The organism is Xanthomonas sp. NCPPB 2864, assembly GCF_056675615.1.
Genome location: NZ_JBWWVS010000017.1, coordinates 12515 through 27372 on the forward strand (window position 1 = coordinate 12515; position 14858 = coordinate 27372).

Annotated in this window: 12 protein-coding genes; 1 reads left to right on the forward strand and 11 read right to left on the reverse strand. The window is 66.3% G+C overall.

Features of this window, described 5'->3' with window-relative positions; translation table 11 throughout:
• Positions 1 to 441 precede the first annotated feature (441 nt).
• From AC1KVE_RS20355 to AC1KVE_RS20390, 8 genes are all read right to left on the reverse strand, one after another.
• The gene (locus AC1KVE_RS20355; RefSeq protein ID WP_024940389.1) at positions 442 to 699 is read right to left on the reverse strand and encodes a KGG domain-containing protein; all 258 of its coding nucleotides are present in this window, start codon (positions 697 to 699) and stop codon (positions 442 to 444) included.
• A gap of 515 nt (positions 700 to 1214) precedes the next feature.
• On the reverse strand, positions 1215 to 1961 hold the full coding sequence (gene cobA / locus AC1KVE_RS20360; protein ID WP_181142323.1) for a uroporphyrinogen-III C-methyltransferase: 747 nt from the start codon (positions 1959 to 1961) through the stop codon (positions 1215 to 1217).
• Positions 1962 to 2029: 68 nt separating this feature from the next.
• Positions 2030 to 4828: a nitrate reductase gene (locus tag AC1KVE_RS20365; protein WP_481092851.1), complete on the reverse strand. Its 2799-nt coding sequence runs from the start codon at positions 4826 to 4828 to the stop codon at positions 2030 to 2032.
• Positions 4825 to 5190 carry a nitrite reductase small subunit NirD gene (gene nirD / locus AC1KVE_RS20370; RefSeq protein ID WP_184578006.1) on the reverse strand — a complete coding sequence of 122 codons (366 nt, stop codon included), beginning with the start codon at positions 5188 to 5190 and terminating at the stop codon, positions 4825 to 4827. Before nirD ends, AC1KVE_RS20365 begins: the two co-directional genes overlap by 4 nt.
• A complete protein-coding gene (nirB, locus tag AC1KVE_RS20375) occupies positions 5187 to 7604 on the reverse strand; it encodes a nitrite reductase large subunit NirB (RefSeq protein WP_228911806.1) in 2418 nt (805 codons plus the stop codon). The genes nirD and nirB overlap by 4 nt, the downstream gene beginning before the upstream one ends.
• Before the next feature lie 58 nt (positions 7605 to 7662).
• Positions 7663 to 8832 carry a nitrate/nitrite transporter gene (locus tag AC1KVE_RS20380; RefSeq protein WP_184456502.1) on the reverse strand — a complete coding sequence of 390 codons (1170 nt, stop codon included), beginning with the start codon at positions 8830 to 8832 and terminating at the stop codon, positions 7663 to 7665.
• A gap of 896 nt (positions 8833 to 9728) precedes the next feature.
• Positions 9729 to 10799 carry a CmpA/NrtA family ABC transporter substrate-binding protein gene (locus AC1KVE_RS20385; RefSeq protein WP_481092850.1) on the reverse strand — a complete coding sequence of 357 codons (1071 nt, stop codon included), beginning with the start codon at positions 10797 to 10799 and terminating at the stop codon, positions 9729 to 9731.
• A gap of 4 nt (positions 10800 to 10803) precedes the next feature.
• A complete protein-coding gene (locus AC1KVE_RS20390; RefSeq protein WP_024940396.1) occupies positions 10804 to 11376 on the reverse strand; it encodes an ANTAR domain-containing response regulator in 573 nt (190 codons plus the stop codon).
• An 82-nt stretch (positions 11377 to 11458) separates the two neighbouring features.
• Here AC1KVE_RS20390 and AC1KVE_RS20395 point away from each other — a divergent pair, with 82 nt between their 5' ends.
• Positions 11459 to 12457, forward strand: coding sequence for an NAD(P)-dependent oxidoreductase (locus AC1KVE_RS20395; RefSeq protein WP_184434510.1), 999 nt, complete (start codon positions 11459 to 11461; stop codon positions 12455 to 12457).
• Positions 12458 to 12484: 27 nt separating this feature from the next.
• Here the strand turns inward: AC1KVE_RS20395 and AC1KVE_RS20400 are convergent, their stop codons facing one another.
• From AC1KVE_RS20400 to AC1KVE_RS20410, 3 genes are read right to left on the reverse strand one after another with little or no spacing between them, the layout of a single operon-like run.
• The gene (locus AC1KVE_RS20400; protein ID WP_184455915.1) at positions 12485 to 12847 is read right to left on the reverse strand and encodes a hypothetical protein; all 363 of its coding nucleotides are present in this window, start codon (positions 12845 to 12847) and stop codon (positions 12485 to 12487) included.
• Positions 12831 to 13400: a molybdenum cofactor guanylyltransferase gene (locus AC1KVE_RS20405; protein ID WP_102256761.1), complete on the reverse strand. Its 570-nt coding sequence runs from the start codon at positions 13398 to 13400 to the stop codon at positions 12831 to 12833. The genes AC1KVE_RS20400 and AC1KVE_RS20405 overlap by 17 nt, the downstream gene beginning before the upstream one ends.
• A 46-nt stretch (positions 13401 to 13446) precedes the next feature.
• Positions 13447 to 14700: a molybdopterin molybdotransferase MoeA gene (locus AC1KVE_RS20410; protein WP_184455913.1), complete on the reverse strand. Its 1254-nt coding sequence runs from the start codon at positions 14698 to 14700 to the stop codon at positions 13447 to 13449.
• Between the last annotated feature and the right edge of the window lie 158 nt (positions 14701 to 14858).

Here is a 14858-nt window from a genome sequence, read left to right on the forward strand (position 1 = left end):
ATGCTTGTCGGTCGCAAGGGCCAACGCAGACGCGCTGCCATGCAGTGGCATCCCGAGCCTTCCATCAACCCTCAGGGAGCCAGCCCGGGCCGCCGATCAGGAAAATTCTGCAATGGATGCAAATCCTGCAGTCGCCTGGGTGAGCGCGCCGGGGAATGGGCAGATATTTCCCTGCAATCGATCGCGTGCGCGCGAGGACGAGTGAAAAAACTTCCCAGGGCCTGACGATGCATTGCACATCAACCTCTGCGTCACAGCTTGGCCGAGCAAGGCAAGACGCAAATGCTTCAAAGAACACACACAACTGCAATCGATTGTTCAGGCCGATCTGCTGACGCGGCGGAGGTGTCCGCAAAAACGCCGCAGGCCCTGCACGTGACGTGCAGGGCCTGCGGTCCGCTGCAGCGAGAACGGCGCGCCGGATGCGCGCCGAACGCTCGCCTAGACGGCCTCTTCCTGAGGTTTGGCTTGCTTGGAACGCCCACCCTTGCTGCCGATCCGCGACATATGATCGCGATCGCGGCTCACGGCCTGGCCGCCCTTGCGGCCAGCTTCGCGTGCCTCGTCGCTGGTAAATTCGTGTGCGTTCCCGCTGGCATGTGCTGCCTTGCCGCCGCTGCTCGCCAACACGCGGCGCTTTTCAGGATCCAATGCGGCAAAACCGCGCCGGCTACGAGTACTGCTTTGTCCGTCTTCCACTGTGCCTCCTCTCGATGCGTCGATCACGCCACTGGTAGGAGGGGTAACGCAACTATCGTGCCAAGCCGTGCAGCCATGCGAGACGGCGCCAAGCGCCACAATGCAGGAAAAAACAGCTGCGCTCGCTGTGCAAATCTTGCACTCCTGCCACGCGCCGCAGGAGGGTCCGCTTTTTATCCATCGGTAGCGCTACCAATGCGGCCATAACGCCTAACTCACTGTGCAGCCATCGCCGCTCCACCGGGCATGCAGCATGGGTCTGATCAATCACTGTCCTGCCCTGTCCACTGCTGTCCAATGCGCCAGAAAACCGGAACCGGGAGCGGCAAGCGATGCGGCTACATGCTGCGCACTGCTCACCGCAGGCCGGCCTTGCTCGGTGTGACCTCTCGCCTGTAGCGCGTGCGCATCACGTAGCGACACCCGCGCGGGCGTGCTTCGCACACCGCGTTGCCCGTTGAGACGCGCCGACGATGGTGCGCGGATCGCCGCACGCGGCGCTCAGCAGATCGCGCTCACCCCGCTGCCTGCTCCAGCGCCATGCCGAAGCGGTCGTCGCACTGCGCTGCCGCCTCGGACAAGGCAGCGCCCACCAGCAGCAAGGTCGGCAAGCCCGGCAGCATGCCGGCGGCGGTAAGTCCCAGCTCGCCCAGGGTGGTCAGCCGGCGTTGCTGCTCGGGCCGGGTGGCGGCCTGCACGATGGCCGCCGGCGTGCTGGCCGGCAGATGCGCCAGCAACGCGGTAGCCAAGGCATCGGCACGCCGCAGGCCCATGTAGATGCCCAGCGTGGTGCCGCTGGCGGCCAGTGCGCCCCAATTCGGCTCGCCGTGATCGTGCGTATGCGCGGTGACGAAGGTGATGCCGTGGCAATGGCTGCGATGGGTCAGCGACACTTCCAGTGCGGATGCGGCGGCGAATGCGGCACTGACGCCGTTGATGATCTGCACGCCCACACCGGCGCGGCGCAGGAAGCTGATCTCCTCGCCCGCGCGCCCGAACAGCAGCGCCTCGCCGCCTTTGACGCGCACCACGCGCAAGCCCTGCACGGCGTAGCGCCGCATCAGCCGGCAGATGAAGTCCTGAGGCGTCGAGCGGCAGCCACCGCGCTTGCCGACCCGGATCACCCGCGCCTGCGGTGCGAGTTCGACGATCTGCGGGTTGGCGAGATCGTCCAGCAACACCACCTGCGCGGCAGCCAGCGCCTTGACCGCCTTGATGGTGAGCAGATCCAGATCGCCGGGGCCGGCGGACAACAACACCACATCACGCGCGCAGGACGGAATGACTGACATGAGCAGGTCTCGCAATATGTGGAGGTCGGGACAGGCACTCAGGCGTGTCGGGGTTGCCGGCACAGCCGGGTGAGTTGCGGAACACAGGAGCCGCAGACCGTGCCGCAGCCCAGGCGTTGTTTGAGCTGGTGCAGGTCAGCGCCGTCGTCGATGGCGGCATGGATCGCAGCACTCGACACCTGCATGCAGCTGCAGACGATCGGGTCGCTGGGTGCGCCCTGCGTCTGCGCAAACACCGCCAGCCGCGGGCCGCGCCAGGGCCGGCCTGCCAATGCGCTACGCAACAACGCCTGATTGGCCTCGCTGGGCTGCGCCGCGCTGAGCAGCAGGCCGTCGATATGGCTGTGGCCGTCCTGCATGCGCCAGCCCACACGACGCAGCAGCCCGCGGTGCGGGTCGCGGTACTCCAGCACGTCTGCGCCGGCCGGCAACTGCAATGCGGCGATCAGGCGATCGAGCCAATGCGCATCCGGCGCGCGTTCGCAGGCCGCGTGCAGGACCGCCCAGTGCCCGCCGGCCTCGGCCAGCGGCTCGGCATGCAGCCGCAGCGATGCATAGCCGCAGTCGCGCAACAGCGGCTGCAGTGCCTGTTGCAAGGCCAACGCATCGCCGCGCCGGGCAGCGAGCAGATGCCAGCCGAACACCGCCTTCTCCACCCGCACCGCCGCATGCTTGAGCTCGGGCTGCTGCGAGCGCGCATCCACCGCCGGGCTGCTCACTTCGTTGATGCCGCCGCTGGACAGGTGCTGCCCGCTCCAATGCATTGCGGCGAACGCGCTGCCCGAGCGCAGTTCGTCGGACAGTTCCAGCGGCAGCACCAGCGCACCGCGCTTGCTGGCGATCTGCACCAGCTCGCCGGCGACCAGGCCGCGCCGCGCTGCGTCGTCCGGATGCATGCGCAACGCGGGTTCGGGGCTATGCGCAAACGCTGCCGGCACGCGTCCGCTGCGCGACATGCCATGCCATTGATCGCGCAGGCGGCCGGTCAGCAAGCGCATCGGAAAGCGGGCCGAAGTCGGCTCGGCCACCTTGCGATACGGCGTGGCGTGGAAGCGCGCGCGCCCGTTGCCGGTGGCGAACATGCCATCGGTATAGCGCCGCGCCTGCCCGTGTGCGGCACCGGCAGGGAACGGCCACTGCTGCGGCGCGTCATCCAGCAGCGGGTAATCCAGCCCGCCGATGTCCAGATCGCGCCCCACCGTCAACGCGCGATGCTCGTCGAAGATCTGCACGGTGCTGTCGAACCCGAACAGCCCTGCGCCGCTGGCAGGTGCCAGACGCGCTTCGAGCCGGCGTGCGACTTCGCGGGCGATCCACCAGTCCGCGCGCGCCTGGCCCGGCGCGTCCACCGCCTTGCGCACGCGGGTGATACGGCGCTCGGAGTTGGTCACGGTGCCGTCCTTCTCGCCCCAACTGGCGGCCGGCAACAGCACGTCGGCATACGGCACGGTGTCGGTGCCGGAAAACGCATCCTGCACGATCACCAGTTCGGCCTGTTCCAGTGCGGCGCGAATGCCCTCCACCTCCGGCATCGAATGCACGGGGTTGGTGCAGACGATCCACACCGCCTTCAACGTGCCCGCACGCAGACGCTCGAACAACTGCACGGCCGGTGTGCCGGCCGTGGCACTCAGACGGCCGGCGGGCAACTGCCACAGACGTTCCAGTTCCGCACGATCGTCGGCATTGCCGATCTCGCGATGCGCCGCCAGCATCGTCGCCATGCCGCCGACCTCGCGCCCGCCCATCGCATTGGGCTGGCCGGTCAGCGAAAACGGCCCTGCGCCCGGCTTGCCGATCTGCCCCGTCGCCAGATGCAGATTGATCAGGGCCAGATTCTTGTCGGTGCCCTGCGCGGACTGGTTCAGGCCCATGCAGTACAGCGACAGCGCCGCCGGGCTACGCCCGAACCACTCGGCCGCCTGCACCAGGTCCTCGTGCGAGATACCGCAGATCTCGGCGCTCATGCGCGGGGTGTACTCGCGCAGCATGTGCTTGAGGGCGTCGAAATCCTCGGTATGCGCCGCAACGAAACGCGCATCCACCAGACCCTCCCAGATCAGGTGGTGCAGCATGCCGTTGAACAGGGCGACGTCGGTCCCGGGTTCGATCGCCAGGTGCAGGTCGGCCATAGCCGCGGTGTCGGTGCGACGCGGATCGATCACGACCCAGCGAATGGCGGGATTTTTCGCCCGCGCCTCTTCCAGCCGGCGAAACAGCACCGGATGCGCATACGCCATGTTGCTGCCGGCAAACAGTACCGTCTGTGCCAGCTCCAGATCCTCGTAACAGGTGGGCGGGCCATCCGCGCCCAGCGCCAGCTTGTAGGCGGTGACCGCGCTGGACATGCACAGGCGCGAGTTGGTGTCGATGTTGTTGGTGCCCAGCAGGCCCTTGGCGAGCTTGTTGAAGACGTAATAGTCCTCGGTCAGCAGCTGTCCCGAGAGATAGAACGCCACCGCGTCCGCGCCGTGCTCCTCGACGATCGCCGCCAGCTTGCCGGTAACGTGATCGAGCGCCTGATCCCAGCTCACCGCCGCCCGCGGTGCCTGCCGATGACGACGCAGCTCCGGCGCGAGCACGCGCCCCTGCGTACCGGCGGCGGTCTGCGGTAAGGCCAGGCCCTTGCTGCACAACCGGCCATGATTGGCCGGATGCAGCGGGTCGCCTTCGATGCCGACGATGCGTTCGCCATGCGTGTCGTGCTCGCTGTGGATCAGCACCCCGCAGCCCACCCCGCAGTAGCAGCAGGTCGACCGGGTGATGCGATGCATCGGTGCGGATGTGTGCGGCTGTACCGCCGCAGCGATCAAAGGTAGCTGCTGGCCGTCGCTCATGCGGCCGGCTCGGCGACTGCATCCGGCAGCGATACCGGCTGCAACACGATCCATACCGCATCGGCTTCCACCTTGACCGGGTAACGCGGCGCGCAGCCCACATCCGGTGCGCAGGCCTGGCCGCTCTGCAAGGCGATCGCCCAGCCATGCAACGGGCAGGTCACCGTGTCGCCGGCCACGATGCCCTGCGACAACGGCCCGCCCTTGTGCGGGCAACGGTCGCGCAACGCAAACACCTGATCGCTGGCGGTGCGGAACAAGGCGATCGGTGCAATGCCCTCGATCTTGAGTACGCGCGCACCCAATGCAGGCAGCTCCTGCAGCGCACACACGCGAATCCACGCGGTCTGCTGCATGCTCATTCCTCCACCGTTGCGGCCGGCGCGGCGATGCGCAAGGGTTGGTACTCCTGCTTCCGTTCGCCGGCGATACGCGCCTTCCATGGGTCGACCAGGCCTTCCAGCGAGTACAGCAGGCGTTCGTACAAGGCACGCCGGTTGGCCGCGTCATCCACCACTTGTGCGCGGATGTAATCCAGCCCCACCCGTGCGATGTAGTGCACGGTGCGATCCAGGTAATACGCCTGCTCGCGATACAGCTGCAGAAACGCACCGGTGTATTCGCGCACTTCCTCGGCGGTGCTCACCTTGACCAGGAAGCGGGCGACCTCGGTCTTGATGCCGCCATTACCGCCAACATGCAGCTCCCACCCCGAATCCACCGCAATGATGCCCACGTCCTTGATGCCGGATTCGGCGCAATTGCGCGGGCAGCCGGACACCGCCAGCTTGACCTTGTGCGGGCTCCACATATTGGCCAGCATGGTTTCCAGGTCGATGCCCATCTGCGTGCTGTTCTGGGTGCCGAAGCGGCAGAACTCGCTGCCCACGCAGGTCTTCACCGTGCGGATCGACTTGCCGTACGCATGCCCGGACTGCATACCCAGATCGCGCCAGACATCGACCAGATCTTCCTTCTTGACCCCGAGCAGGTCGATGCGCTGGCCACCGGTCACCTTGACCATCGGCACCGCGTATTTGTCGGCGACATCGGCGATGCGGCGCAGCTCGCCGGCATTGGTCACCCCGCCCTTCATCTGCGGAATCACCGAGAAGGTACCGTCCTTCTGGATGTTGGCGTGCGCACGCTCGTTGATGAAACGCGATTGCGGATCGTCGATGGCCTCATGCGGCCAGCTCGACAACATGTAGTAGTTGATCGCCGGCCGGCAGGTGGCGCAGCCGTTGGGCGTGCGCCATTCCATGAAGGCATACGCCTGCGCATGGGTCAGCAGCTTGTGTTCGGCAATGGCGCGCCGCACATCGCCATGGCTCAGATCGGTGCAGGCGCAGACTGCCTTGGTTTTCGGCGTTTCCTGGAAGTTGGAGCCCAGGCAGTTCATCAGGATCTGCTCGACCAGGCCGGTACACGACCCGCAGGAACTGGCGGCCTTGGTGTGCTTCTTCACCTCGTCGACGGTGAACAACCCCTGCTCGCTGATGGCTTTGACGATGGTGCCCTTGCACACGCCGTTGCAGCCGCAGACCTCGTCGCTGTCGGCCATCGCACTGGCGCGATCCTGTCCGCCGGTGCCGGCATCGCCCAGCGCGCTTTCTCCGAAGATCAGTTGATCGCGCTGCGCCCGGATCGGCGTGCCGTCCTTGAGCAGCTTGAAGTACCAGCCGCCATCGCTGGTGTCGCCGTACAGGCAGGCGCCGACCAGCACGTCGTCGCGGATCACCAGCTTCTTGTAGACCCCGCCGGCCGGGTCGGACAGCACGATCTCCTCGCAGCCATCGCCGCCCATGAAATCGCCGGCGGAAAACAGATCGATCCCAGTGACCTTGAGCTTGGTCGACGCCACCGAGCCGCGATAGATGCCGATACCGAACTGCGCCAGGTGATTCGCGCACACCTTGGCCTGCTCGAACAGCGGCGCCACCAGGCCGTAGGCAATGCCACGATGGTTTGCGCACTCGCCCACTGCGTACACGCGTGGGTCGAAGCTCTGCAGGCTGTCGTTGACCACGATGCCGCGCGCGCAGTGGATGCCGGCTTCTTCGGCCAGCCGCGTATTCGGGCGGATGCCCGCTGCCATCACCACCAGATCGGCCGGGATCTCGCTGCCGTCGGCGAACTTCACGCCAATCACCTCGCCCTGCGCGTTGCCCAGCACTGCACTGGTCGCCGTGCTCAGCCTGAACTCCAGCCCGCGCGCGCGCAGGGCCTGCTGCAGCAGATTGCCGGCTACCGGATCGAGCTGGCGCTCCAGCAACCACCCGGCCAGATGCACCACGGTCACGTCCATCCCGCGCAGCTTCAGGCCATTGGCCGCTTCCAGCCCAAGCAGACCGCCACCGATCACCACCGCGTGCCGCTTGCTGCGCGCGGTCTCGATCATTGTGCGGGTGTCCTGGATATCGCGGTAGCCGATCACGCCCTTCAGCTCGTTACCGGGAATCGGCAACACGAACGGCACCGAACCAGTGGCGATCAACAAGCGGTCGTATTCCGCCTCGGTGCCATCGGCGGCGATCACGCGGCGACGTACCCGATCGATGCGGGTGACTTCCTTGTTCAGATGCAAGCGGATGCCGTTGTCCTGATACCACTGCAACGGATTGAGCACGATGTCGTCGAACTCCTGCTCGCCGGCCAACACCGGCGACAGCAGGATGCGGTTGTAGTTGGGATGCGGCTCGGCCCCGAACACGGTGATCTGGTACATGCCCGGCATCAGCTTGAGCAGTTCCTCCACGGTGCGGATGCCGGCCATGCCATTGCCGATGACGACCAGTCTGGGTTGCTTCATTGCCTGGATTCCTGTCGACATGTCAGACCCGCGCCGCGCCGGCGCTGGACCATTCGCTACGCCACTGTGTCTTGACCCCGGCCAGCAGCGCCCAACCACCGAGTGCGAACGCAGCGAACATCCACATGCCCATCGCATAACTGCCGGTGTGCTGCTTGAGCACGCCCAGACCCGCAGCCAGCGCAAACCCGCCGATGCCGCCGGCCATGCCGATCAAGCCGGTCATCACGCCGATGTCCTGCGCAAACCGCTGCGGCACCAGCTGAAACACCGCGCCATTGCCGGCACCCAGGCACAGCAGGGTCAGTACGAACAAGGCCAGCGTCACCATTGCCCCGCCTGCGCCGAAGCCTGCGATGCCCACCAGCGCAGCCACCAGCAGATAGACAGTGAGCAAGGCGCGCGTGCCGCCAATGCGGTCCGCAATCACACCGCCCAACGGACGCATCACCGAACCCGCCAATACGCAGGCAGCCGTCGCCCACCCTGCAGTGCGCGTATCGAAGCCGAACTGGTCGTGGAAGTAGCCCGGCAATGCACTGGCAAACCCGGAAAAACCGCCAAAGGTCACCGAATAGAAAAACATGAAGCGCCACGCGTCGCGGTTGGCCACCAACACGCGGCCATAGTCGGACCAGCGCTTGCGCGCGACCGGTACTGGCGCTTCTTTCGCAATCAGGACGAATACGACCAGCGTCAGCAGCAGCGGAATGCATGCCAGTCCGAACACGTTCTGGTAACCGAACGCCAACGCCAGCATCGGTGCGAACAACGCCGCCAGCACGGTGCCGGAATTGCCCGCCCCGGCAATCCCCATCGCGGTGCCCTGATGCTCGGGCGGGTACCAGCGCGAGGCCAGCGGCAGCGCAACCGCGAACGAAGCGCCGGCAATGCCGAGCAACACGCCCAGCAACAACACCTGCCCCATGCTGTGCACGCCGAACTGCCAGGCACCAAACAACGAAGCGATCACCGCAACTTGTGCGACAACGCCCGCGCGCTTGGCACCGATACGGTCGGCCAGCATGCCCAGCACCAGCCGCAGCACCGCGCCGCACAGGATCGGCACCGCCACCATCAAGGCACGCTGCTGCGTATCGAGCCCCAGCGACTGCGCAATCGGTACCTGCAGCGGACCGAGCAGATACCACACCATGAAGCTCAGGTCGAAATACAGGAAGGATGCGAACAAGGTGGGCGTGTGCCCGGATCGCCAGAACGAGCGCTGCATAGAGACCTCTTCGAATGCGATGGCCAAAAAAAAACGGCGCCCCTCCGGTAAAACCGGAAGGACGCCGTTGTCCTGGATGCGTGCGGATCGCCGTTGATCCGCTGCATCGTGTTCGTGTTGTGGCAGGTACGCCGTTGCACCTGCACGGAGTCACTACGCAATCAACGTGCCAACTTGCTCACCTGAGCATCACGACGATACAAGTCATTGAAAAATAGCGATTTGGATGCATTGCGTCCGATTTCACGACAGCCTACCGACACGCCAGCGCAGCTCACCAGTCCCGTCTTTCGTGCAGCCTTGCACCAACAGCGTGCACCCTGTATCGCAGGCTCTGTCGCTTGGCATGACTAACAGCGCCCAACAGAGCTAATACACGGCTGTGCTCGGAAGCCTCATCTAGGACGCGTGCATACCGATCAAATATCCAGGTCAAAAGCCGTGTCAGTCGAGCGCGCGGTGCCCTCGCCGCCCGCGGGACACGGCGTGAATCCGTCCGTGCAGGCTCGGTGGCAGCATCCATGCCGCCACACGGTCCCGCAATCGGCGAGGACACCGCACCAGGAAGTTTGCAGGCTGTTTTATTGAAAACTCTGCACACCGAGCATCTCGACAAGTCCTTGCCCGCCCACCCTCGCGGGACCTTACGCTGCATGGATGCCGCGTAAGGGCCTACAGGGACGTACTTGCGGCGTGTCCTGCGAGGGTGGGCGGGCAAGGACCCTGCAACCAAGCCGCAGACCACATGCCTCGCGCCGTTGCCGTCGCCTCGGCTTCTGTCCGCAAGATCCAATGCATCCAGTCTCATCCAACCCACCCCAGCCTGACTTGCCGCCTGATGCGCTCGGCATCCGGGCTCAGGGCGTATCGAACAACCGATTGCTGCGGTGGTCGTCCTCGGGGGAAACCACGCCCACGCGCGCGGCAGCGCGCCGATAGTTGTCCAGTCGATGGATGTCGCGCAGCCGCGCGATGTCGTCTTCCTGGATGTCATGCCAACCCCAGCGCTGGAACTGGGTCAGGAACCACTCACCGTCCGACAGCCACGGCATGTTGACCGCGCCATCGCCATGGAAGACCAGCGCTGTCACATCCTTCGCATGTGCCTCGGCTTCGACATCGGCATCCAGGCAAGCGGCCAGATGCGCGGCCGATACCCCGATATGCTGCGGCTCGGCCAGCCATTGCGCACACTGCGCCCGATTTGCCGGGTCCGCATCCAGCCAGCGGCAGGCATCCAGTACGCAGGCGGTCATGCGTTCGCTCAACTCGGGTTGCAGCGCGGCAAATTCGCGTCTGCAGGCCAACACCTTTTCCGGATGGCCAGCCCACAGCTCGCCACTGCGGATCACGCGGCGACCGCTGCCCTGCGCCTGTGCAACCGCAGCCCATGGCTCGCCGGAGCAATAGCCGTCGACCAGGCCACTGGCCAGGGCGTCCGGCATCTGCGGTGGCGGGATGCTGAGCACCTCCACGTCGCGCATCGGATCCACGCCGCGCGCGGCCAGCCAGTAGTAGAGCCACAGCGCATGCGTGCCGGTCGGGAAGGTCTGCGCAAACACGGCGCGGCGGCCCAGGCTGGCCAGCGCCTGCGGCAAGCTCTGCCCCTCCTCCAGGGCCTGCGCAAGCGCAGGCGCCAGCGTGATCGCCTGGCCGTTGTGATTGAGCGTCATCAACAGCGCCATCGGGCATTGCGGCCCGGCAATGCCCAGGTCGATCGCATACACCAGGCTGGCCAGCGCATGTGCCGCATCGACCTCGCCGGCCAGCAGACGGTCGCGCACGCCGGCCCAGGAGGCCTGCCGCTGCAAGTCCAACTGCAGCCCATGGACGCGATCCAGGCCCAGCCGCTGCGCCGCGACCAGGGGCGCGCAATCGATCAGCGGCATGTAGGCCACGCGCAATACGGGGAGGTCGGCTTGGCTCATGTGTTCATCCCAGCAACTCGGCCATGGCCACGATGCGTCGCGCCACTTCGGCCAGTTTGACGCCCTGCTTCATCGCCTGCTGGCGCAGCGCCGCGTAGGCATCGGCCTCGCTCAGGCCGCGTTTTTCCATCAGCAGGCCCTTGGCGCGATCAATCAGCTTGCGGTCCTGCAGCGCCTGCTGCACATCGTCCAGGCGCTTGCGCATGCTGCTCTCCTGCGCAAACCGCGCAAGCGCCACCTGCACGATCGGCGCCAGCCGTGCCGGCGCCAGGCCATCGACCACATAGGCGGTGACGCCGGCACCGACCGCCGCATGGATCAACGCATCGTCGCCATCGCCGGAAAACATCACCACCGGCCGCGGCGCATGTGCATGCAGCATCGACAGTTGCTCCAGGGTATCGCGCGAGGGCGAGTCGACATCAATCACCACCACATCCGGCTGCTGGCTCTGTACCGCGTGCAGCAATGCACCGACCGAGGCCACATCGTCGAGCACCGTATAACCGGCGCGCGTCAGTGCCTGACGCAGTTCGCCGATCGGCTTTTCGGTATCGTTGACCAGCAAGACACGCATTGGCGGCAGCGAGGCGTGGACGTGGCCTGATGGTGCCATGCAACATGCCGTCGGTGCGAGCCATCCTTTCGGAGTACGTCTGATGCCGTTGTTCCCGCTGTTCGCAAACCTGCAAGCACGCGCCGTGCTGGTCATCGGTGGTGGCGAGGTCGCCACGCGCAAGGTGCTGGCGCTGCTCAAGGCGGGTGCGCAGATCCGCCTGTATGCGCATGCGCTCTCGCCCGAACTGGCGGAACTGATGCAGGCTGGCCGTTTCGAACAACTGGACGGCGAGTTCGATCCCGCCTGGATCGACGACGTGTGGCTGGTGGTCGCCGCCACCGACGATGGCGAGTTGAATCAACGTGTCGCCGCTGCTGCAGGCGCGCGTCAGCGCCTGGTCAATGTGGTGGACGATGCCGAGTTGTCGACCTATCAGGTGCCCGCCATCGTGGATCGCGACCCGCTGGTCATCGCCATTTCCTCCGCCGGTGCCGCACCGATGCTGGCGCGCCGCCTGCGCGAACGGCTGGAACGCGAACTGGATGTCTCGGTCGGCCGCTTCGCCGGCATGTTCGCGCGTCACCGCGAGCGCATCCGCAGCCAGTTCCCCGACATGAACCGCCGCCGGCGCTGGTTCGATCGCGTCATCGACGGCGACGTGCCGCTGCTGCTGCAGGCCGGCAACGACGACGCAGCCGAAGGCGCCTTTATCGCGGCACTGGACGATGCCGGCGCGGTGCCGGCGCGCGGCAGCGTGCAACTGGTCGGCACCGGGCCGGGCGATCCCGGCCTGCTCACCATCAAGGCGCTGCGTGCGATGAATCTGGCCGACGTCCTGCTGATCGGCGACGACATCCCCGACGCGGTACTGGAACTGGCAAGACGCGATGCCGCACGCCGCGCCTTGCCGCGGCAGGCCGACGCACAACAGCATCTGGTGCTGCAACTGGCCGCAGAAGGCCTGCATGTGGTCGCGTTGCGCAGTGGCGCCGGCTACAGCGATGCCGATGCTGCGGCCATCGAAGCGGCGCTAAAGGCGCGTGGCCTGGCCTGCGATCGGGTGCCAGGCATTGCTGCGGGTCTTGAAATCAACGCATGAGCGCTGCGCGTATGCGTCTACGGCACGTCAGGCTTTCGGAAAGCGCTTGCGCGCACTGTCGCGCACATCGATATCGAAGGTCACCTGCAACGCCGTCGGTTCGGCATGGCCAGCACCGGCATCGAAGCTGAAGCGCAACCCCTCGCGGCTGGGCAATTGCCGTGCATGCTGTTCCAGCGCATCGCGCGGCACCGACAACTGCCAATGCTCGGCAGTGCAATTGCAGGCCGCGTCACCATCGCTCAGGCTGACGCTGTGGCGCAGCAGTCGCGCGCCCTGCCCGCTCGGCAAGCGGCTCAGATTCTCGATTGTGCGCCCGGCAAGCAAGTCGGCCAGTTCGGCTTCGTCGATGCGGAAGCGCAGCTGCTGAGCTTCAATCTGGATTTTCATGAATGAGCTGACTCCACTGCTCGGGCGTATTGCAATTGACGAACGCGGCGCGTTCGCTGGCGGTGACAGCGATGCGATGGCATTGCAGCGCAGCCTGCAGGGCGCGCAGCGAGCGTGACGAACCAGTTCCTGCCATCTGCGCAGTGAGCGCCTCACGCACAACGTCATCTACGTATAGCCGCATCGGCAGCATCTGGTCTTCAAAGGTAACGCAGCGCCGATGCGGTGGCGCCAGCAGCCGATTCAGCAATGACCGGGACAGCAGCGGCATGTCGACCGGCACCACCACCAGTGTCGTTGCATCGGCTAGCTGATCGATCACGCTGGCCAGGCCACCAAGCGGCCCCAGGTCCGGCTGCGCGTCGGCAATCCCGGCGTAGTCCGGGCGATCGCCACTGATCACCACATTGTGCGCGCCGGCGTCGCGCAGCAACGCCTGCATGTGCTCCAGCAATGGACGTTCGCGCCACTGCAGCAGCGCCTTGTCCTGCCCCATCCGTGAGGAACGACCGCCGGCCAGCACCACGCCCGTCCATGCAGGCCTCGCGTTCATGCCGCCTGCTCGCCGGCACGGCATCGCATGACGTGCAGGTGCTGGCTCATGGCGCGATCGCCGGTGCAGCCGGCTGCAGATGGCCCAGCCCGAACACCTGCGCTGTCGTACCGGGCGCGGCGCCTTCGTCCTGCGGCTCCAGTACCGCCCACGCATTGGCCTGCAACAACGGCGCCACGCGGAACGACTCCTGCTGGGGCAGGATCTGCACGCAGAGCACTCCGGCAGCGCTGCAGGTCAACCGTGCGCGCAGGTGTTGCCGCCACAGCGGTCGTGCCTGCATCGGGGTTTCCAGCGCAACCTGCACGCCGCGCTCGGCCGGCATGCCAAGCAAACCGCGCAGCGCCGGCTCCACGAAAAAGCGCAGCCCGGCAGCGCTGGCCATCGGATTGCCCGGCAAACCGACATACAGCGCACCGTCTGCGAAGCGCGCCAGCAGCACCGGCTTGCCCGGCCGCACCGCAACCTTGTGGAACAGCACCGCCGCGCCATGCCGTGCCAAGGCATCGGGCACGAAATCGTAGCGACCGCGCGACACCGCACCAGTGCTCAGAATCACCTCGGCGCCCGCATCGCGCGCCTGCGCAAGCGCCAGATCGAAACCGGCATCGTCATCGCCCACCTGTCCATGCCAGACCAGTTCGGCACCGGCTGCCCGCAGCTGGCTGAGCAGATAGCTGCTGGTGCCATCGCGAATCTGGCCAGGCCGCAACGGCTGCGCCGGATCGCCGATCAACTCGCGGCCGGTCGCAATCAAGGCCACACGCGGACGCCGCACCACCTGCACCCGCGCACAGCCCAGCCCGGCCAGCAGCATCAGGTGTGCGGCGCGCAAGACGGTGCCGGCCTCGATCACGCGGTCGTGCAAGGCCACATCTTCCCCACGTCGACGAATATGCTGACCGGCGCGGATATCGGCGCGCAGCCGGATGCGGCCCGGCCGCGCGCCATCGTGCGCCAGCACGTCCACCTGTTCGATCGGCACCACGGCATCGGCGCCCGCGGGCAAACCGGCGCCGGTCATGATTTCCCACGCGCTGCCAGCCGTGATGCCACCTACATCTTCGCCTGCGGCAACGCTGCCACCGATCACATGTTCGCTGCCGGCGATCGCGCCACGGCCGGCGGTGACCAACGCAAATCCATCCATCGCGCTGTTGTCGAACGCCGGCAACTCCGCCGGGCTCGACAACACCTGCGCAAGCACACGCCCCTCGGCATCGGCACTGTCCACCCACTCGCCGGCAAGCACGGCGATCTGCCGATGGACAATCGCAAGTGCGTCGGCGTAGCTGATCATGAGCAAGGCACGGTCGACCGGTGGATGACCTGGCTAGGATACCGGCCCCCGACGTGGCCGGTACAGGCGCAGCGATCGCGGCATCACCGCACCCTGCTGCACGCATTCCCTCATCTCGACCAGGGCGCACGTCGCTTGAAGCCGCTAGAACGCCGCGC

What these genes read in the sequence shown, in the direction of transcription:
- AC1KVE_RS20390 (WP_024940396.1), bottom strand. Translation starts at nt 11,376, where the DNA reads ATGCGTGTCTTGCTGGTCAACGATACCGAAAAGCCGATCGGCGAACTG.
- AC1KVE_RS20405 (WP_102256761.1), bottom strand. Translation starts at nt 13,400, where the DNA reads ATGAACGCGAGGCCTGCATGGACGGGCGTGGTGCTGGCCGGCGGTCGT.
- nirD (WP_184578006.1), bottom strand. Translation starts at nt 5,190, where the DNA reads ATGAGCATGCAGCAGACCGCGTGGATTCGCGTGTGTGCGCTGCAGGAG.
- AC1KVE_RS20365 (WP_481092851.1), bottom strand. Translation starts at nt 4,828, where the DNA reads ATGAGCGACGGCCAGCAGCTACCTTTGATCGCTGCGGCGGTACAGCCG.
- nirB (WP_228911806.1), bottom strand. Translation starts at nt 7,604, where the DNA reads ATGGCCGGCATCCGCACCGTGGAGGAACTGCTCAAGCTGATGCCGGGC.
- AC1KVE_RS20400 (WP_184455915.1), bottom strand. Translation starts at nt 12,847, where the DNA reads ATGAAAATCCAGATTGAAGCTCAGCAGCTGCGCTTCCGCATCGACGAA.
- AC1KVE_RS20410 (WP_184455913.1), bottom strand. Translation starts at nt 14,700, where the DNA reads ATGATCAGCTACGCCGACGCACTTGCGATTGTCCATCGGCAGATCGCC.
- AC1KVE_RS20385 (WP_481092850.1), bottom strand. Translation starts at nt 10,799, where the DNA reads ATGAGCCAAGCCGACCTCCCCGTATTGCGCGTGGCCTACATGCCGCTG.
- AC1KVE_RS20395 (WP_184434510.1), top strand. Translation starts at nt 11,459, where the DNA reads ATGCCGTTGTTCCCGCTGTTCGCAAACCTGCAAGCACGCGCCGTGCTG.